14 protein-coding genes and 6 tRNA genes are annotated in these 20509 nt (G+C 45.5%); 17 read left to right on the forward strand and 3 right to left on the reverse strand.

Features of this window, described 5'->3' with window-relative positions:
• The first annotated feature begins 43 nt into the window (after positions 1-43).
• Both ABMY42_RS25535 and ABMY42_RS25540 read left to right on the forward strand, forming a co-directional pair.
• Positions 44-120 (forward strand) — tRNA-Asp (locus ABMY42_RS25535).
• 68 nt (positions 121-188) lie between these two features.
• Positions 189-265: transfer RNA gene (locus tag ABMY42_RS25540), tRNA-Trp, on the forward strand.
• A 779-nt stretch (positions 266-1044) separates the two neighbouring features.
• Here the strand turns inward: ABMY42_RS25540 and pssA are convergent.
• Both pssA and ABMY42_RS25550 read right to left on the reverse strand, forming a co-directional pair.
• Positions 1045-2385 carry a CDP-diacylglycerol--serine O-phosphatidyltransferase gene (gene pssA, locus ABMY42_RS25545; RefSeq protein ID WP_005451105.1) on the reverse strand — a complete coding sequence of 447 codons (1341 nt, stop codon included), beginning with the start codon at positions 2383-2385 and terminating at the stop codon, positions 1045-1047.
• A gap of 71 nt (positions 2386-2456) precedes the next feature.
• Entirely contained in the window at positions 2457-2888 is a 432-nt protein-coding gene (locus tag ABMY42_RS25550) for a GNAT family N-acetyltransferase (RefSeq protein WP_074050900.1), read from the reverse strand.
• 101 nt (positions 2889-2989) lie between these two features.
• Here ABMY42_RS25550 and murB point away from each other — a divergent pair, with 101 nt between their 5' ends.
• Positions 2990-4033 carry a UDP-N-acetylmuramate dehydrogenase gene (gene murB / locus ABMY42_RS25555; RefSeq protein WP_349266929.1) on the forward strand — a complete coding sequence of 348 codons (1044 nt, stop codon included), beginning with the start codon at positions 2990-2992 and terminating at the stop codon, positions 4031-4033.
• A complete protein-coding gene (gene birA, locus ABMY42_RS25560) occupies positions 4030-4995 on the forward strand; it encodes a bifunctional biotin--[acetyl-CoA-carboxylase] ligase/biotin operon repressor BirA (protein ID WP_050902250.1) in 966 nt (321 codons plus the stop codon). The genes murB and birA overlap by 4 nt, the downstream gene beginning before the upstream one ends.
• A gap of 25 nt (positions 4996-5020) precedes the next feature.
• On the opposite strand, the gene coaA is transcribed toward birA, so the two are convergent.
• Complete coding sequence (gene coaA / locus ABMY42_RS25565) at positions 5021-5944, reverse strand: type I pantothenate kinase (protein WP_017817494.1); 924 nt, start codon at positions 5942-5944, stop codon at positions 5021-5023.
• Positions 5945-6150: 206 nt separating this feature from the next.
• Here coaA and ABMY42_RS25570 point away from each other — a divergent pair.
• The 13 genes from ABMY42_RS25570 (at position 6151) to rpoC (ending at position 20137) form a co-directional block, all read left to right on the forward strand.
• A tRNA-Thr gene (locus ABMY42_RS25570) sits at positions 6151-6226 on the forward strand.
• 52 nt (positions 6227-6278) lie between these two features.
• Positions 6279-6363, forward strand: a tRNA-Tyr gene (locus tag ABMY42_RS25575).
• Between the two features lie 35 nt (positions 6364-6398).
• Positions 6399-6473: transfer RNA gene (locus tag ABMY42_RS25580), tRNA-Gly, on the forward strand.
• A 13-nt stretch (positions 6474-6486) separates the two neighbouring features.
• Positions 6487-6562 (forward strand) — tRNA-Thr (locus ABMY42_RS25585).
• Positions 6563-6663: 101 nt separating this feature from the next.
• Positions 6664-7848, forward strand: coding sequence for an elongation factor Tu (gene tuf / locus ABMY42_RS25590; RefSeq protein WP_005451119.1), 1185 nt, complete (start codon positions 6664-6666; stop codon positions 7846-7848).
• Between the two features lie 267 nt (positions 7849-8115).
• Positions 8116-8496, forward strand: a complete 381-nt coding sequence (gene secE / locus ABMY42_RS25595; protein ID WP_005451121.1) for a preprotein translocase subunit SecE — start codon at positions 8116-8118, stop codon at positions 8494-8496.
• Between the two features lie 13 nt (positions 8497-8509).
• Positions 8510-9058, forward strand: a complete 549-nt coding sequence (gene nusG, locus ABMY42_RS25600; RefSeq protein WP_005451123.1) for a transcription termination/antitermination protein NusG — start codon at positions 8510-8512, stop codon at positions 9056-9058.
• A 143-nt stretch (positions 9059-9201) separates the two neighbouring features.
• Positions 9202-9630 carry a 50S ribosomal protein L11 gene (gene rplK / locus ABMY42_RS25605; RefSeq protein ID WP_005451125.1) on the forward strand — a complete coding sequence of 143 codons (429 nt, stop codon included), beginning with the start codon at positions 9202-9204 and terminating at the stop codon, positions 9628-9630.
• 4 nt (positions 9631-9634) lie between these two features.
• The gene (rplA, locus tag ABMY42_RS25610; RefSeq protein ID WP_005384683.1) at positions 9635-10336 is read left to right on the forward strand and encodes a 50S ribosomal protein L1; all 702 of its coding nucleotides are present in this window, start codon (positions 9635-9637) and stop codon (positions 10334-10336) included.
• A gap of 293 nt (positions 10337-10629) precedes the next feature.
• Positions 10630-11124, forward strand: coding sequence for a 50S ribosomal protein L10 (gene rplJ / locus ABMY42_RS25615; protein ID WP_005451126.1), 495 nt, complete (start codon positions 10630-10632; stop codon positions 11122-11124).
• A gap of 57 nt (positions 11125-11181) precedes the next feature.
• Positions 11182-11550 (forward strand): 50S ribosomal protein L7/L12, encoded by a 369-nt coding sequence (gene rplL, locus ABMY42_RS25620; RefSeq protein ID WP_005451128.1) that lies wholly within the window; start codon positions 11182-11184, stop codon positions 11548-11550.
• Positions 11551-11800: 250 nt separating this feature from the next.
• Complete coding sequence (gene rpoB, locus ABMY42_RS25625; protein WP_005451129.1) at positions 11801-15829, forward strand: DNA-directed RNA polymerase subunit beta; 4029 nt, start codon at positions 11801-11803, stop codon at positions 15827-15829.
• Positions 15830-15934: 105 nt separating this feature from the next.
• Positions 15935-20137 (forward strand): DNA-directed RNA polymerase subunit beta', encoded by a 4203-nt coding sequence (gene rpoC / locus ABMY42_RS25630; RefSeq protein WP_005451130.1) that lies wholly within the window; start codon positions 15935-15937, stop codon positions 20135-20137.
• Positions 20138-20509 lie beyond the last annotated feature (372 nt).

The raw sequence follows: 20509 nt of genomic DNA on the forward strand, positions 1-20509 counted from the left end.
AAAAAGTGAAGACAAAAACTTAGACTTTAGGTCTAACCAGTGCGGAGCGGTAGTTCAGTTGGTTAGAATACCGGCCTGTCACGCCGGGGGTCGCGGGTTCGAGTCCCGTCCGCTCCGCCACTTATTTCAAAGACCTCGCTTTTGCGAGGTTTTTTTGAATCTACAATGTGATAAACTGTAGTTTCTACAGGGGTGTAGCTCCAATTGGCAGAGCAGCGGATTCCAAATCCGCGTGTTGGGAGTTCGAATCTCTCCACCCCTGCCATATTTAAGGCTCTAGCAGAAATGCTAGAGCCTTTTTCGTATATGAGGGAAAGAGTACCAGTCTAGCTGGAAGAGTAGCAGATTCCCCTAATGTTCAAATAGTGCGTGTTGGGAACTGAGCCGCCAGTCCGCTTGGCAGCAAGCCATATCGAATCTCCGGAGTGCCGGTCCAATCCACCCCTGCCATATTTAAGGCTCTAGCAGAAATGCTAGAGCCTTTTTCGTATATGAAGGAACGAGTACCAGTCTAGTTGGAAGAGCAGGGGATTCCCCTAATGCCCAAATAGTGCGTGTTGGGAACTGAGCCGCCAGTCCGCTTGGCAGCAAGCCATATCGAATCTCCGGAGTGCCGGTCCAATCTACCCCTGCCATATTTAAGACTCTAGCTGAAATGCTAGAGCCTCTTTCGTATATGAAGAAAAGAGTACCAGTCTAGTTGGAAGAGTTTCTGATTCTCCTAACGCCAGAATCGTGCGTGTTGAGATTAGATCTCCAGCTCGCTTGGCAGTAAGTCCTATCGAATCTCGGAGTATTGACCCAATCTACCCCTGTCATATTTAAAGCTCCAGCAGAAATGCTGGAGCCTTTTCGTTACAATCCTGGACCTGTTATCTTGTTGAATTTCTTAGAATACAAAGTCGTCTCATCCCATTGTATATCGAAGTGTCAGTTTAAATACTTAAAGAAAGCAACAATGTTGTAATCTATGTCGCTAGCTGTACATAATAAAAAAGCCCAGTATTTTCATACTGGGCTCTGTAAGTTTACTATCGAAGCATTTTAAAGAATGCGTTTTAGTACACCATCAGCTTTGATACGTGTGATCTTACGGACCAGCTTCTGAACACTGACTGGATAGTCTTCCACTTTCTCTAATTGCTTGTAAGTACAAATAAGCTGAGTGTGCTCTAGAATGTTTGCCACCTCTTGTTCAAATTTGTCTGTCATCTTCGCGAAGTTGTCTTGTACTAAAAGACCATTTTCAAGATCTAGTGACCATGCTCTAGGGTTTAGGTTGTTGCCTGTCATAAGCATGTAGCGCTTATCAACCCAGATACCTTTGAGGTGGAAGCTATTGTTATCATGTTTCCAAAGGTGAATAGATAATTTACGAGCAGCAATGCTTGCTTCATTCGCTTTAGCGAAGCGACGTAAGTTGAGTTCGTACAGATATGGTAAACCACCAATAGTTTTGAACTCTTCTTCAGGAGAGATGTAAAAGTCGTTTGCAGTCTTGTCACCAACCACGATTGTTACTTTTACACCACGTTTCATTGCACGTTTTACTTCACGATTAATCGCTTTCGGGAAGTTAAAGTAAGGTGTACAGATAAAGATTTCGTTCTGAGCAGCTGCAAGCAGCTTAACGATTTTCTGGTTGAGTAAATTACGGCGCTTCCCTAAGCCTACCAGCGGTGTAACTTTCACTTCGTCTTCGCTGGCTACTTCTGGTTTAAATTCGTAATTAGCACGAGCTAAAGAAGAGCGAAGTTGGCGAATGTCCGCTTTGATCTCTTTTGTCTCAGGTTTATCTTTATCTGCAAGATCATTAACTGCAGGGTGGGCGATCATTTCATCCTGAATGAATCCTACCATCGAGTCTGCTAATGCTTTGTGTTGAATGACATGGTAGCGATCGAAGCGGTAACGACCATTGTATTGTAGGTATACGTTGTTAAGACTTGCTCCGCTGTAAATGACGGTGTCATCTACGATGAAGCCTTTAAGATGAAGTACACCAAAGACTTCTCTGCCTCGTACAGGAATACCGTATACAGGAATTGAGTGCTGGTATTTTTTTGCGAATGCCTTGTAAAGTGCTGCGTTGCCTTCAGATGATTCTGCACCAATGAGACCACGTTGCGCTCGGTGCCAATCTACACAGATATTGATGTCCAATCCAGGATTGCGCTGTTTCGCTTCATAAAGCGCTGTGAAAATTTCACGTCCAGCTTCATCATCTTCCAGATATAGAGCGACTAGGTAAATTCGTGACGTTGCTTTGCTGATCGCATCAAGAAGACGAGCTCTGAAAGCATCTGCTGCGTGCAGAACTTCGAAGTCTTCAGGCTTAACTGCGAGACTTGGCAACTGTTCGAATGGGTTCCTACTTACTATCATACCGGTGTGAGTACCTTAATTAAGTGCAATATTGCGAACCTGATATTTTACCAAAGATATGATTTCTCTGGCTACAAAAGCGCACTGTTTGAAGCACTAGAAGTAATGAATTGCATTGGAATGAGATCTTTGCCACTGTCCACGTACCGTAAATAAGCCATTTTCAATGAGTTTGGAAGCTCAGAGCTATCAATGGTTTTGAATCCATGTTGAGAGTAATAAGCCTCTAAATGATTAAAAGCAAAGCAATAATCTCCATTGTTGAAAACAGTGTTTTCGCAATGAGTAAGTAATGCTTGACCGACCCCTGTTCCCCTAAATTCCGGAACAACAAGCATACCAGTCAGCAAGCGAGACTTTTCGACCGCTTTCATTCTAAGGAGAGCAACGATTTTTCCTTCTAAACTTGCGGTGATGATCAGCTCATCACGCTTGGCTTTTCCGGCAGGGTAATGTGCTTTGTATAATCTCTTGATCAGAGGTAGTTTGATCGGATTTAACACTTCTATGATTAATGAGCTAGGTATTGTCACTGCGGCTAAAACATAACTAAGGTAGAATGGCTACAGTTTAAGAGAATCTCATCTGGCGTTGCAAATCCACTATGGAAATTAAGAAACATGCGAGCCTCAAGGCTTTCCACACATTTGGTATCGAACAAACCTGTGCTTATTTAGCGATCGTTGAAACTATCGATGATGTTATTCAGCTATTTAAAGATGAAGCTTACCTAGAGTTACCGAAGCTATTTTTAGGTAAGGGCAGTAACATGCTGTTTACTCAACACTATGAAGGCATGGTCATCATTAACCGCTTAATGGGCAAAACTGTTACTGAAGAAAGTGCTCATTATCTATTGCACATTGAAGGCGGTGAGGATTGGCCGGCGCTTGTTCAATGGTGTGTAGAACAAGGCATGGGAGGTATTGAGAACCTCGCACTCATCCCTGGCTGCGCAGGCTCGGCACCTATTCAAAATATCGGAGCCTATGGATTGGAATTGCAAAATGTGTGCGAATACGTAGATATCCTCGATTTGGAGAACTTCACGACCAAACGCATGACTGCAGAAGAGTGCCAATTTGGCTATCGTGATTCGATCTTCAAGCATGCATTATATGAAAAATGCTTTATTACTGCGGTCGGTCTCAAATTGCCAAAGCAATGGAAGGCGATCAATCAATATGGTCCTTTGCAAAGTATTCCTGAAGAAGAGCTTAGTCCCCTAACCATTTTTGAGCGTGTATGCCAAGTGCGAATGGAAAAATTGCCAGACCCTGCAAAAGTTGGTAACGCAGGAAGCTTTTTTAAAAATCCAGTGATCAGCCAAGATCATTACGATCAACTTATCAAAAAGCACAGCAATATGGTGGCTTACCCTGCGAAAGGAGGAATGAAAGTCGCTGCGGGTTGGTTAATCGACCAATGTGGTTTGAAGGGGGTATCAGTGAACGGTGCTCAAGTAAATCCACACCAAGCTTTGGTTCTAACTAATGTTGATAATTGTAGTGCTGATGACGTTGTCGAGCTTGCGTCTTTGGTAAAAAGGACCGTTTGGGATAAATACCAAATTGAACTAGAACATGAAGTTCGTTTTATGAATAACAAGGGCGAGACTAACCTAACTGAGATTGAGGCTACGCGATGAGAAAGGAACACTCTGCAAAACTGCATATTCTCAAAGCGCTAAGTGACGGTGATTTTCATTCTGGGGAAGCCTTAGGGCAAGAATTGGGTATATCACGCGCTGCTATTGCAAAGCACATCAAAGGTCTTAATGATTGGGGCGTAGACATTTACCGGATTCAAGGACGTGGCTACCAGCTAGCTCAGCCTTTACAACTGCTTGATGAGCAAAGGCTTCAAGCTCATGTTGATACTCAACTTGAACTCATCTCGGTTATAGATTCAACCAACCAATATCTGCTCGAGAAAGTCGATGACTCCGATAAGGGGCGCGTATGTTTGGCTGAATATCAAGCAAAAGGAAGAGGACGACGTGGGCGCCAATGGATATCGCCTTTTGGGACTAACTTGTATTTGTCGATGTACTGGCGTTTGGATGCTGGTATGGCAGCGGCTATGGGGTTGAGCTTAGTTGTTGGTATCGCAGCAGTGGAAGCTATTGAAGAGATGGGTATCCAAGGCGTGAAACTCAAATGGCCGAACGATGTTTACTACGAAGATAAAAAGCTTGCAGGCATTTTAGTTGAAATGTCAGGGCAAGCCGGTGGGGCTGCGCATCTAGTTATTGGCATGGGGCTTAATATCGGTATGCCAGACTTGCAACCTGAAATCGATCAACCGTGGACAACCTTAAACCAAGTGAGCGATAGCCTAGATATCGATCGTAACCAGTTAGCGATTAACCTGATTGAACACTGGAAGAAAGCACTAGAAGAATATGAAATGACAGGGCTCGGTGGGTTTGTAGAGCGTTGGAATCGTTTAGACAACTTTATTGGACGCCCTGTAAAGCTATTGATGGGACCTAGAGAAATCCATGGGGTAGTAAAGGGCATCGATCAGCAAGGTGGTGTAGTATTAGAAACCACTAATGGATTGGAGACCTACGTTGGTGGTGAGATCTCCCTAAGGAAAGGTGATTAACCTCTAGTCTAGTGCCTAATAGAGGTTACTTTCTCAACGACACCTTGTCGACGAGATGACTAGGACCTTTGTGCAGAATTAGATGGGCTCTCTCGCGAGTTGGCAGAATGTTATGTTCTAGATTGAGCCCGTTAATGCTTTGCCAAATTTCTTTAGCTTTGTTTTTCGCCTCTTCGACAGACAATTGCGTGTAATGACTAAAATAAGAGCCTGGTTGAGTAAATGCACCTTGGCGGAATTTCAAAAATCGTTCTACATACCATTGCTCAATGGTCTCAGTTTCTGCATCAACATAAATAGAGAAGTCTAGGAAATCAGAGACAAACACGCGATGTGGATCATGCGGATAGTCCATACCACTTTGCAGAACGTTTAACCCTTCGATAATCAGTACATCTGGACGATCTACTTTCTTTCGTTCTTCAGTAATGTCGTACGTAATGTGTGAATAAACTGGGACTTCTAAGTTTGGTTGACCTGCTTTTACATCTGAAACGAATTCTACCAAGCGTTTAATATCGTAAGATTCCGGAAAGCCTTTACGATGCATGATGCCTCTCTCTTCCAGCACTTTCTTTGGATATAAGAAACCATCTGTTGTCACAAGGGCGACTTTCGGATGGTTCTCCCAACGAGAGAGCAATGCTTTTAGAAGTCGTGCGGTAGTACTCTTTCCTACCGCCACACTGCCGGCAATGCCGATAACAAAGGGTGGAGCATGTTCTTCCGTGTTGAGGAACTGCTGAAGTACAGAGTTACGACTTTGGCGAGCCTGAACGTACAGATTTAAAAGACGTGACAAAGGAAGGTAGATCTCTACCGCTTCCTCCATAGTGAGGTTTTCATTAATGCCTTGAAGCGCTTTCAGATCGTCTTCAGAGAGTGTCATCGGAACAGAATTGCGCAATTCTGCCCATTCGGCACGGTCAAATGACAAAAATGGACTCATGGGTCTCTTTTATCCTTGGTTTCATCGAGAGCAAGAACATACAACAAGCTCCGTGCAAAGCAAACGACAAAGCTCGAAAGTTTGCTTTAAAAAGCGAGGTTTGTATGATTTTGCAGCAATCGATTCTAAAAAGTCGAATTTTACGATTTTTTTTGAAATAGCTATTGCAACCTAGAAAATCATTCAATAGAATGCGCACCACTTATGCCGACTTAGCTCAGTAGGTAGAGCAACTGACTTGTAATCAGTAGGTCACCAGTTCGATTCCGGTAGTCGGCACCATTCTTTCCTGTTTCTAGTGGAAACAATTGTAGTAAGAATGGCTTAAAAATTTGGAGGGGTTCCCGAGTGGCCAAAGGGAGCAGACTGTAAATCTGCCGGCACTGCCTTCGATGGTTCGAATCCGTCCCCCTCCACCATATTCTTTAGGAAATAGCTCTCAGAGTTACGTGTTGCGGGCATCGTATAATGGCTATTACCTCAGCCTTCCAAGCTGATGATGCGGGTTCGATTCCCGCTGCCCGCTCCACTCTAATTTGAGTGCTGATATAGCTCAGGTGGTAGAGCGCATCCTTGGTAAGGATGAGGTCGGCAGTTCGAGTCTGCCTATCAGCACCAGCTCTCAAAGTTATCTCCTTTTGATATAAGATTTACCAATTATCTTTTTTGGTTGCGTGGTCAATTCGGGCCACCTAAATCCGTACCTAGAGGGACTACTCATGTCTAAAGAAAAATTTGAACGTGTAAAACCGCACGTAAACGTTGGTACTATCGGCCACGTTGACCACGGTAAAACTACTCTAACTGCAGCTATCTGTACAACACTTGCTAAAGTATACGGCGGTGCTGCTCGTGACTTCGCATCTATCGATAACGCTCCAGAAGAGCGTGAGCGCGGTATCACAATCGCTACTTCTCACGTAGAGTACGACACTCCAACTCGCCACTACGCGCACGTTGACTGTCCAGGACACGCGGACTACGTTAAGAACATGATCACTGGTGCTGCACAGATGGACGGTGGTATTCTTGTAGTTGCTGCAACTGATGGTCCAATGCCACAAACTCGTGAGCACATCCTACTAGGCCGTCAGGTTGGTATCCCATACATCATCGTATTCATGAACAAATGTGACATGGTTGACGATGAAGAGCTACTAGAACTAGTAGAAATGGAAGTTCGTGAACTTCTATCTGAGTACGACTTCCCAGGTGATGACCTACCAGTTATCCAAGGTTCTGCTCTAGGCGCACTAAACGGCGAAGAGCAATGGGAAGCTAAGATTGTTGAACTAGCAGAAGCGCTAGATTCATACATCCCTGAGCCAGAGCGTGCAGTAGATATGCCATTCCTAATGCCTATCGAAGACGTATTCTCAATCCAAGGTCGTGGTACAGTAGTAACTGGTCGTATCGAACGTGGTATCCTAAACGTAGGTGACGAAGTTGCTATCGTTGGTATCAAAGAAACGACTACTACAACATGTACTGGTGTTGAGATGTTCCGTAAGCTTCTTGACGAAGGTCGTGCTGGTGAGAACGTTGGTGCACTTCTACGTGGTACTAAGCGTGATGAAGTTGAACGTGGTCAAGTACTAGCTAAGCCTGGTTCAATCACTCCACACACTAAGTTCGAGTCAGAAGTATACGTACTTTCTAAAGATGAAGGTGGTCGTCACACTCCATTCTTCAAAGGCTACCGTCCACAGTTCTACTTCCGTACAACTGACGTAACTGGTGACATCTCTCTACCAGAAGGCGTAGAAATGGTAATGCCAGGTGACAACATCCAAATGCAAGTTGAGCTAATCGCTCCTATCGCTATGGATGAAGGCCTACGTTTCGCTATCCGTGAAGGTGGCCGTACTGTAGGTGCTGGTGTTGTTGCTAAGATCTTCGACTAATTCTTAAAGAATTAAACGAATGTCTTCGGAAAATCTTGAATTAGATTTGACGAACCAGTAGCAAAAAGGGCATCATTTGATGCCCTTTTTCTGCACTCAACATTATTTTAGCTGTTTTCTTGTTCAGATTTTGGTTGAGAGCAGAGCAAGATTGGCCGGAGAGGCTTAATCTTAAGAGAGTAACGCTGATTTTTTCAGCGATATGGAGTTTGCCCTGCAACAGCGGGGTTGTTGTCGTCTATATTAAGACTTGTGACAGGTTGGTTTATGAAAGCAAATAATGCTGAAACTCCTGATAGCTCAAACGCAGCAGATACGTTTAAGTGGATTGCCGCTTTCGTATTAGCAGCGGCCGCTGTTGTGGGTAATTACCTGTATGGTGAAATGTCTGTAGTAGTTCGCGCTGCAGGCGTTGTTGTTCTAATTGCAGCTGCTCTTGGCGTTGCAGCAACAACGACTAAAGGTAAAGCAGCGATCAGTTTTGCAAAAGAATCTCGTATGGAAGTTCGTAAAGTTGTTTGGCCTACACGCCAAGAAACTATGCAAACAACACTGATCGTTTTAGCTGTAAGTATTGTAATGGCTCTAGCGCTATGGGGTATTGACGGCATCATGGTTCGTCTAGTAGCTCTAGCGACTGGGGTATAGAGGGTTTTAATTCATGAGTGAAGCTCCAAAAAAACGCTGGTATGTGGTTCAAGCCTTCTCTGGATTTGAAGGTCGTGTAGCTCAATCTCTTCGCGAGCATATCAAAATGCACAGCATGGAAGAGCTATTCGGTGAAGTACTGGTTCCTACTGAAGAAGTAGTGGAAATGCGCGCGGGTCAGCGTCGTAAATCTGAGCGTAAGTTCTTCCCAGGTTACGTCCTTGTTCAGATGATTATGAACGATGAATCATGGCACCTAGTACGCAGTGTGCCGCGTGTCATGGGCTTCATTGGTGGTACCTCAGACCGTCCAGCACCTATCACAGACAAAGAAGCTGATGCGATTCTTAATCGTCTTGAGAAAGCAAGTGAAGCTCCTCGTCCACGTACTATGTACGAAGCGGGCGAAGTGGTACGTGTTAATGAAGGTCCATTTGCTGACTTCAATGGTACTGTTGAAGAAGTGGATTACGAGAAGAGCCGCCTGAAAGTGTCTGTGTCGATCTTTGGTCGTGCAACACCAGTTGAGCTTGAATTTGGTCAGGTTGAAAAACTTGATTAAAAAAACACCTTTTTAAGGGTTGTCTAAGGCGCGAATTATGACTATAATTTCGCGCCTTTTTACTTCTGGTGAAGTAAAGAGTTTTTTCATTAAACGGGGAGCTGATCGATGATTAGCGTTTGTACCCAAACTTAGGAATTATCATGGCTAAGAAAGTTGAAGCTTACATCAAGCTACAAGTTGCAGCTGGTATGGCGAACCCAAGTCCACCAGTTGGTCCTGCACTAGGTCAACACGGTGTTAACATCATGGAATTCTGTAAAGCGTTCAACGCGAAAACAGAATCTCTAGAGAAAGGTCTACCTACTCCTGTTGTTATCACTGTATACAACGACCGTTCTTTCACGTTCGTAACTAAGACTCCACCTGCTGCTGTTCTTCTTAAGAAAGCTGCTGGCGTTAAGTCTGGTTCAGGTCGTCCAAACACTGAAAAAGTGGGTACTGTAACTGACGCTCAAATCCAAGAAATCGCAGAAACTAAAGCTGCTGATATGACTGGTGCTGACATCGAAGCAATGAAGCGTTCAATCGCAGGTACTGCTCGTTCAATGGGCCTAGTGGTAGAGGGTTAATAAGATGGCTAAACTAACTAAGCGCATGCGCGTAATCCGCGAAAAAGTTGACGTAACTAAAGAGTACGAAATCAACGAAGCTGTTGCTCTTCTTCAAGAACTAGCTACTGCTAAATTCGTAGAGTCTGTTGACGTTGCTGTTAACCTAGGCATCGATGCTCGTAAATCTGACCAGAACGTACGTGGTGCAACTGTACTACCTCACGGTACTGGCCGCGAAATCCGCGTTGCAGTGTTCACTCAAGGTGCAAACGCTGAAGCAGCTAAAGAAGCTGGCGCAGACATCGTTGGTATGGAAGATCTTGCTGAGCAAGTTAAGAAAGGCGAAATGAACTTCGACGTAGTTGTTGCTTCTCCAGATGCAATGCGCGTTGTAGGTCAACTAGGTACTATCCTAGGTCCTCGCGGTCTAATGCCAAACCCTAAAGTTGGTACTGTAACTCCTAACGTTGCTGAAGCGGTTAAGAACGCTAAAGCTGGTCAGGTTCGTTACCGTAACGACAAAAACGGCATCATCCACACTACTATCGGTAAAGCAAACTTCTCTGCTGAGCAGATCAAAGAGAACCTAGAAGCTCTTCTAGTTGCTCTGAAGAAAGCTAAGCCATCTTCAGCGAAAGGTACTTTCCTGAAGAAAGTAAGCATCTCTACTACTATGGGTGCTGGTGTTGCTGTTGATCAGGCTAGCCTGAACACTCAAGCATAATTTATTTGCTTAGGCGCAAAATTTGTGTATAATTTTGCGCCTAATATTTGTGGTTGGGGCTGAACATTGGTTCTTTGAACTGTCTCCTAGTTCGAAATGAATTAAGACCCAGTCTCCGTCCAAGACCGTAGGTGTTTGTTCTCAAAACAAACTTAATCATCCTACGTAGATGGTGCCCGAACTGACAGAAAGCTCTATGTAAATAGTTAACTTTCTTCTGGGAATGCACCTCAATAGCTCTCACTGTCGTGATGATAGTGAGTGGTGTAACGACAACCAGGAGTAAATCCAAGATGGCTTTAAACCTTCAAGACAAAAAAGCAATTGTTGCTCAAGTCAACGAAGCTGCCAGTGGTGCACTTTCTGCAGTTGTAGCTGATTCTCGTGGCGTTGAAGTTGGCGCGATGACTTCTCTACGTAAACAAGCTCGCGAAGCGGGTGTTTACATGAAAGTCGTGCGTAACACTCTAGCACGTCGTGCGGTTCAGGGTACAGACTACGAGTGTCTAACTGACACTTTCACTGGTCCTACTCTAATCGCGTTCTCTAACGAGCACCCAGGTGCTGCAGCGCGTCTTTTCAAAGACTTCGCTAAAGAGAACAAAGATTTCGAGATCAAAGCTGCTGCATTTGAAGGCGCTTTAACTGACGCTGAAGTACTAGCAACACTACCAACTTACGACGAAGCAATCGCACGCCTAATGATGTGCATGAAAGAAGCTTCTGCTGGCAAGCTGGTACGTACTATCGCTGCTATCCGCGATCAAAAAGAAGAAGCAGCGGCTTAAGCCTTGCTTTTTACTGGTTGCAAAATAAACTTATTGTTGACTTAAAAGAGAATTGTTATGTCTATTACTAACGAGCAAATCCTAGACGCAGTTGCAGAAATGTCTGTAATGCAAGTTGTTGAACTAATCGAAGCTATGGAAGAGAAATTCGGTGTAACTGCTGCTGCTGCAGTAGTTGCAGGTGGCGCAGCAGGCGGCGAAGCTGCAGCTGAGCAAACTGAATTTGACGTAATCCTAGAATCTGCTGGCGGCAACAAAGTTGCTGTAATCAAAGCAGTACGTGGCGCAACTGGCCTAGGTCTTAAAGAAGCTAAAGCTCTTGTAGACGGCGCTCCAGCACCTCTTAAAGAAGGTGTTGACAAAGCAGAAGCTGACGCACTTAAAGCTCAGCTAGAAGAAGCTGGTGCAACTGTTGCTGTTAAGTAATTATTGCATAGTTTCTTAGCCTAACGGCTAATTGGCTGGTGGTTTTTTAACCACCGGCCTTTTTGCGCTGTAGGGTATAGGCGAATTTTCCCGCTGTTTAAGCGCCTGTTCCCAAGCAAAAAACATTTCATTCCTACGCAATGAAATGTCACTACAGTAAACAGCTATTTAGTCACTGTCCCTTACCCCCCTTAAGTAACTAGGAGCGGGCGGACAGTTTGGGTCACTTATCAGCGAGCTGAGGAACCCCATGGTTTACTCTTATACCGAGAAAAAGCGCATCCGTAAGGACTTTGGTACTCGTCCACAAGTTTTGGACATTCCATACCTGCTATCGATCCAGCTCGATTCGTTCGACAAATTCATCGAACAGGATCCTGAAGGTCAATACGGTCTTGAAGCTGCTTTCCGTTCTGTATTCCCAATTCAGAGCTACAACGGCAATTCTGAGCTGCAATACGTTAGCTACCGTCTTGGTGAGCCAGTTTTTGACGTTAAAGAATGTCAAATCCGCGGTGTAACTTACTCAAAGCCACTACGCGTAAAACTACGTCTAGTAATCTTTGATAAAGACGCGCCAGCAGGTACTGTAAAAGACATTAAAGAACAAGAAGTCTACATGGGCGAAATTCCGCTTATGACAGACAATGGTACCTTCGTAATTAACGGTACCGAGAGGGTTATCGTATCCCAGCTGCACCGAAGCCCAGGCGTGTTCTTCGACAGCGATAAGGGTAAGACCCACTCTTCAGGTAAAGTTCTATACAACGCACGTGTTATTCCTTACCGTGGCTCATGGTTAGACTTTGAGTTCGACCCTAAGGATAACTTATACGTACGTATTGACCGCCGTCGTAAGCTACCAGCTTCGATCATCCTTCGTGCACTTGGTAAAACGTCAGAAGAAATCCTAGATATCTTCTTCGAAAAAGTGAACTTCGAAGTGAAAGACCAAACTCTACTAATGGAGTTGGTTCCTGATCGTCTACGTGGTGAAACTGCGTCATTCGACATCGAAGCGAACGGTAAAACTTACGTTGAGCAAGGTCGTCGTGTAACAGCTCGTCATATCCGCCAACTAGAGAAAGATGGCGTTGATCACATCGAAGTACCAGTTGAGTACATCGTTGGTAAAGTTGCATCGAAAGATTACGTCAACGAAGCAACAGGCGAGATCATTGTTAACGCTAACCAGGAAATCAGCCTGGAAGCTCTAGCGAACCTATCTCAGGCTGGCCACAAATCACTAGAAACGTTGTTCACCAACGATCTAGACCATGGTCCATTCATGTCAGAAACGCTACGCATCGACAGCACTGTTGATCGTATTTCTGCTTTGGTAGAAATCTACCGCATGATGCGCCCTGGTGAGCCACCAACAAAAGAAGCTGCAGAAGCACTATTCGAAAGCCTATTCTTCTCTGAAGAGCGTTACGATCTATCGACTGTTGGTCGTATGAAGTTCAACAGCTCTATCGGTCGTGAAGATGCTCAAGAGCAAGGCACACTTGACGAGCTAGATATCGTTGAAGTGATGAAGAAGCTTATCGCGATTCGTAACGGTAAAGGCGAAGTGGACGATATCGACCACCTAGGTAACCGTCGTATCCGCTCTGTAGGCGAAATGGCTGAGAACCAGTTCCGTGTAGGTCTAGTACGTGTTGAGCGTGCAGTTAAAGAGCGTCTAAGCCTAGGCGATCTTGACGCAATCATGCCTCAAGACTTGATCAACGCGAAACCAATCTCTGCAGCTGTTAAAGAATTCTTTGGCTCTTCACAGCTTTCACAGTTCATGGACCAAAACAACCCGCTATCAGAAGTAACGCATAAGCGTCGTATTTCTGCATTGGGTCCTGGCGGTCTAACTCGTGAACGTGCTGGCTTCGAAGTACGTGACGTACACGTAACTCACTACGGTCGTCTATGTCCTATCGAAACGCCGGAAGGTCCAAACATCGGTCTGATCAACTCTCTATCTGCGTTTGCGCGTTGTAACGAGTACGGTTTCCTAGAGACACCATACCGTCGCGTTGTAGATGGCATTGTAACAGACGAAGTAGATTACCTATCTGCAATCGAAGAAGGTCAATTCGTTATCGCACAGGCTAATGCTGCGTTAACTGAAGAAGGCGGTTTTGCAGATGAGCTGATCACAGCTCGTCAAAAAGGTGAATCTGGTCTACACCCTCGTGAGCACGCTCAGTACATGGACGTTGCGACAAACCAGGTTGTATCTATCGCTGCATCGCTTATCCCGTTCCTAGAACACGATGATGCGAACCGTGCATTGATGGGTGCGAACATGCAACGTCAGGCAGTTCCAACACTGAAAGCTGACAAACCGCTTGTTGGTACTGGTATTGAACGTAACGTAGCAGTTGACTCAGGTGTAACTGCAGTTGCTAAACGTGGTGGTGTAATCCAGTCTGTAGATGCTTCTCGTATCGTTGTTAAAGTGAACGAAGAAGAGCTAGTACCAGGTGAAGCTGGTATCGACATCTACAACCTGACTAAATACACACGTTCTAACCAGAACACATGTATTAACCAGCGCCCATGTGTGATGCCAGGTGAACCTGTATCACGCGGTGACGTTCTTGCTGATGGTCCTTCAACAGACCTTGGTGAACTAGCGCTTGGTCAAAACATGCGTATCGCGTTCATGCCTTGGAATGGTTACAACTTCGAAGACTCGATCTTAGTATCTGAGCGCGTAGTTCAAGAAGACCGTTTCACGACTATCCACATCCAAGAACTTACTTGTGTGGCGCGTGATACTAAGCTTGGTTCTGAAGAGATCACAGCTGATATTCCAAACGTAGGTGAGTCTGCTCTGTCTAAACTAGACGAGTCAGGTATCGTTTACATCGGTGCAGAAGTTAAGGGTGGCGACATCCTAGTTGGTAAAGTAACACCTAAAGGTGAAACTCAGCTAACGCCTGAAGAGAAGCTACTACGTGCAATCTTCGGTGAAAAAGCATCTGACGTTAAAGATACTTCACTACGTGTACCTAACTCTGTATCAGGTACGATCATCGACGTTCAAGTCTTCACTCGCGATGGCGTAGAGAAAGACAAGCGTGCGCTTGAAATCGAACAAATGCAGCTTAAAGAAGCGAAGAAAGACCTAACTGAAGAATTCCAGATTCTTGAGGGTGGCCTTCTAAACCGTGTTAAAGCTGTACTGATTGAAGGTGGTTACTCTGAAGCGAAACTAGACACAACTGATCGTAAGAAGTGGCTAGAACTAACGCTAGAAGATGACGCTCTACAAACTCAGCTAGAACAACTAGCAGAGCAGTGGGACGAGCTAAAAGCTGACTTCGATAAGAAATTCGAAACTAAGCGTCGCAAGATCACTCAAGGTGATGATCTAGCACCTGGCGTACTGAAGATCGTTAAGGTTTACCTAGCGGTTAAACGTCGCATTCAGCCTGGTGATAAGATGGCGGGTCGTCACGGTAACAAGGGTGTAATCTCTAAGATTAACCCTGTTGAAGACATGCCATACGATGAGAAAGGTCAGCCTGTAGACATCGTACTTAACCCACTGGGTGTACCTTCGCGTATGAACATCGGTCAGATCCTAGAAGTACACTTAGGTCTGGCAGCGAAAGGTATTGGTGACAAGATCAACCAGATGGTTAAAGAGCAGCAAGAACTAGCGAAATTCCGCGAGTTCCTACAAAAAGTTTACGATCTAGGCGAGACTCGCCAGAAAGTAGATATTGCTTCTCTATCTGATGACGAAGTTCGTACTCTGATCAAGAACCTACGTGGCGGTCTACCAATCGCGACTCCAGTATTTGACGGTGCACCAGAAGCGTCTATTAAAGCGCTACTGAAACTAGCAGACCTACCAGAATCTGGTCAGCTAAAACTGTTTGATGGTCGCACAGGTGACCAGTTTGAGCGCCCTGTAACAGTAGGTTACATGTACATGCTGAAACTGAACCACCTTGTTGATGACAAGATGCACGCTCGTTCAACTGGTTCGTACAGCCTAGTAACTCAGCAGCCACTTGGTGGTAAAGCTCAGTTCGGTGGTCAGCGTTTCGGTGAGATGGAAGTATGGGCACTAGAAGCATACGGTGCGGCTTACACTCTACAAGAAATGCTAACGGTTAAGTCGGATGACGTTAACGGCCGTACTAAGATGTACAAAAACATCGTAGACGGTAACCACAGCATGGAACCTGGTATGCCAGAATCGTTCAACGTACTGTTGAAAGAGATTCGCTCGCTAGGTATCAACATCGAGCTAGAAGACGAAGAGTAATCTCTTTCTCTCTTGACTAAGGTTGAGAGAATCTAAAGCGATTATTTGGTAGAAGGTGCTCACTTTAGCGAGTGAGCTCCTTTTAACTCCTTACAGGAGCTGATTGTGAAAGACTTATTAAACTTTCTAAAAGCACAGCATAAGACCGAAGAATTTGATGCAATCAAAATCGGTCTATCTTCACCAGACATGATCCGTTCATGGTCTTTCGGTGAAGTTAAAAAACCTGAAACGATCAACTATCGTACGTTCAAACCTGAACGCGATGGTCTGTTCTGTGCGCGTATCTTTGGTCCAGTTAAAGACTACGAGTGTCTTTGTGGTAAGTACAAGCGCTTGAAGCACCGTGGTGTTATCTGTGAGAAGTGTGGTGTAGAAGTTACACAAACTAAAGTTCGTCGTGACCGTATGGGCCACATCGAGCTTGCTTCACCAGTAGCTCACATCTGGTTCCTAAAATCGCTACCGTCTCGTATCGGTCTACTAATGGATATCCCTCTACGTGATATCGAACGTGTTCTTTACTTCGAAATGTACGTAGTAACTGAGCCGGGTATGACTGATCTAGAAAAAGGTCAGATGCTTACGGAAGAAGAGTATCTAGACCGTCTAGAAGAGTGGGGCGACGAGTTCACTGCTAAGATGGGTGCAGAAGCTATCAAGGACCTACTAGGTTCTATGGACATGCACGCTGAAGCAGAACAAATGCGCGAAGAGCTAGAAACTACTAACTCTGAAACTAAGCGTAAGAAAGTAACTAAGCGTCTGAAGCTGGTAGAAGCGTTCATCGCATCTGGTAACAACCCAGAGTGGATGATCCTAACTGTACTTCCAGTACTTCCGCCAGATCTGCGTCCTCTAGTACCACTAGATGGCGGTCGTTTTGCGACTTCTGATCTAAACGACCTATACCGTCGTGTGATCAACCGTAACAACCGTTTGAAGCGTCTTCTAGAGCTAGCAGCTCCGGACATCATCGTACGTAACGAAAAACGTATGCTGCAAGAGTCTGTTGATGCGCTACTAGACAACGGTCGTCGTGGTCGTGCGATCACTGGTTCTAACAAGCGTCCTCTGAAATCTCTTGCTGATATGATCAAGGGTAAGCAAGGTCGTTTCCGTCAGAACCTTCTAGGTAAACGTGTAGACTACTCTGGTCGTTCTGTAATCACAGTAGGTCCATACCTTCGTCTACACCAGTGTGGTCTTCCTAAGAAGATGGCACTTGAGCTATTCAAACCATTCATCTACAGCAAGCTAGAGACTCGTGGTCTTGCGACTACAATCAAAGCTGCTAAGAAAATGGTAGAGCGTGAAGAAGCGGTAGTTTGGGATATCCTAGACGAAGTAATCCGTGAACACCCAGTACTATTGAACCGTGCACCTACACTTCACCGTCTAGGTATCCAGGCGTTCGAACCAGTACTAATCGAAGGTAAAGCGATCCAGCTACACCCACTAGTGTGTGCGGCGTACAACGCGGACTTCGATGGTGACCAAATGGCGGTTCACGTACCTCTAACTCTAGAGGCACAGCTTGAAGCTCGTACTCTGATGATGTCGACAAACAACATTCTGTCGCCAGCGTCAGGTGATCCGATCATCGTACCTTCTCAGGACGTTGTATTGGGTCTGTACTACATGACTCGTGACAAGATCAACGTGAAAGGTGAAGGCATGTACCTTTCTGGCCCAGCAGAGGCTGAGAAAGCATACCGCACTAAGCAAGCTGAACTTCACGCACGCGTTAAAGTACGTATTACAGAAACAGTTGTAGACGAAGACGGCAACAGCACAACAGAGACTAAGATGGTTGATACAACTATCGGTCGTGCAATGCTATGGCAAATCGTGCCAGCTGGTCTACCGTACAGCATCGTTAACCAAAAGCTAGGTAAGAAGCAAATCTCTAACCTACTAAACGAGGCGTACCGTAAACTAGGTCTGAAAGACACTGTAATCTTCGCTGACCAAATCATGTACACAGGTTTCGCATACGCGGCACTATCTGGTGTATCTGTTGGTATCGACGATATGGTTGTACCGCCAGCTAAGTACACTGAAATCGCAGAAGCGGAAGAAGAAGTACGTGAAATCCAGGAACAATACCAATCTGGTCTTGTTACTGCGGGCGAACGATACAACAAAGTTATCGATATCTGGGCATCGACCAACGATCGCGTAGCGAAAGCGATGATGGCAAACCTTTCATCTGAAACGGTAGTTAACCGTGACGGTGAAGAAGAGCAACAAGAATCGTTTAACAGCATCTACATGATGGCTGACTCGGGTGCTCGTGGTTCTGCAGCTCAGATTCGTCAGCTAGCGGGTATGCGTGGTCTGATGGCGCGTCCAGATGGTTCAATCATCGAAACGCCGATCACAGCGAACTTTAAAGAAGGTCTAAACGTACTTCAGTACTTTATCTCAACGCACGGTGCTCGTAAGGGTCTTGCGGATACGGCACTGAAAACAGCGAACTCGGGTTACCTAACTCGTCGTCTAGTAGACGTTGCTCAAGACGTTGTTGTAACTGAACATGACTGTGGCACTCACGAGGGTGTTGACATGATGCCTCACATCGAGGGTGGTGATGTTAAAGTTGCACTAACTGAGCTAGCGCTAGGTCGTGTAGTAGCTGAAGACGTTCTTAAGCCAGGTACAGAAGATGTTCTGATCCCACGTAACACTCTAATTGATGAGAAGTGGTGTCAGATCATGGAAGAGAACTCAGTAGACAGCATGAAAGTGCGCTCTGTAGTTACTTGTGATTCTGACTTCGGTTGTTGTGCACAGTGTTACGGTCGTGACCTAGCACGTGGTCACCTAGTGAACCAAGGTGAAGCAGTTGGTGTAATCGCTGCTCAGTCTATCGGTGAACCGGGTACACAGCTTACGATGCGTACGTTCCACATCGGTGGTGCGGCATCTACTGCAGCAGCAGAGAACAGCATCCAAGCGAAGACAACTGGTACAGTTAAACTGCACAACGCTAAGTTCGTAATCAACAAAGATAAGAAGCTGGTAATCACGTCTCGTGCATCTGAGCTAACTATCATTGATGAATTCGGTCGTACTAAAGAGAAGCACAAACTTCCTTACGGTTCGATGCTAAGCAAAGGCGACAACGACGCAGTAACAGCTGGTGAAGTTGTTGCTAACTGGGAAGCGCACACCATGCCAATCATCACTGAAGTGGCAGGTCGCATCCAGTTCGTAGACATGATCGACGGTGTTACAGTTTCTCGTCAAACAGATGACCTAACAGGTCTATCTTCAAGCGAAGTAACTGATCCAGCAGCTCGCCCAGCAGCAGGTAAAGATATGCGTCCAGCTATCAAACTTGTTGATGAGCAAGGTAACGACGTAATGATCCCTGGTACAGAAATGCCAGCTCACTACTTCCTACCTGGTAAAGCGATTGTAAACATCGAAGATGGCGCTGAAGTTGGCATTGGTGACACACTATCTCGTATCCCTCAGAAATCTGGCGGTAACAAAGATATCACCGGTGGTCTACCACGCGTAGCTGACCTATTCGAAGCTCGTAAGCCTAAAGAGCCTGCGATCCTTGCTGAGCACACAGGTACTGTGAGCTTCGGTAAAGAAACGAAAGGTAAGCGTCGTCTAGTTATCACTCGCGACAGCGGTGATACTTACGAAGAGATGATTCCTAAGCATCGTCAGTTGAACGTATTTGAAGGTGAGCGTGTTGAACGTGGTGACGTGATCGCAGATGGTCCAGAGTCTCCACATGACATTCTACGTCTACGTGGCGTACACGCTGTAACTCAGTACATCGCTAACGAAGTACAAGAAGTTTACCGTCTACAAGGCGTTAAGATTAACGATAAGCACATCGAGACTATCGTTCGTCAAATGCTACGTAAGTGTACAATTACTCACGCTGGTGACTCTGAGTTCCTACCTGGCGAGCAAGTTGAATACTCACAAGTTAAGATTTCTAACCGTAACCTAGAAGCTGAAGGCAAAGAGCCAGCACGTTTCGAGCGTGAGCTACTAGGTATCACTAAGGCATCTCTAGCGACTGAGTCATTCATCTCTGCGGCATCGTTCCAGGAGACAACTCGCGTACTAACAGAAGCTGCGGTTTCTGGTAAGCGTGATGACCTACGTGGTCTGAAAGAGAACGTAATTGTTGGTCGTCTGATCCCAGCTGGTACTGGTTTCGCATACCACCAAGATCGTCAAGCTAAACGTGCTGAAGCGCAAGAAGGTCCATCTGCTGAACAAGCAACAGATAACCTAGCTGCACTTCTAAACGCAGGCTTCTCTTCTGACGAGTAATCGTTAAGAGCTTAAAAGAAAAGGCACCCTCGGGTGCCTTTTTTGTTTTTGGGAGCAATGGTTAGAACGCTACGCTTCGAGATGTAGGTATGCTTCGTTTACGGAATCGAGAGGTGTGCCTTTGGAGAACCGTGAAAGTGATTGACGAAGAGGGCGTTGACTGGATTTATCCCTAGAAAGATAAAATAGAAGCGAATCCCGAAAAACAAAAAGGGTTGACGTGCACACGCCAACCCTTAAGAATTTTCTCGCTTCTCGCTTCTCGCTTCTCGCTTCTCGCTTCTCGCTTCTCGCTTCTCGCTTCTCGCTTCTCGCTTCTCGCTTCTCGCTTCTCGCTTCTCGCTTCTCGCTTCTCGCTTCTCGCTTCTCGCT

This window comes from Vibrio sp. SSH13-20 (assembly GCF_040104475.1).
Lineage (GTDB): Bacteria > Pseudomonadota > Gammaproteobacteria > Enterobacterales > Vibrionaceae > Vibrio > Vibrio harveyi.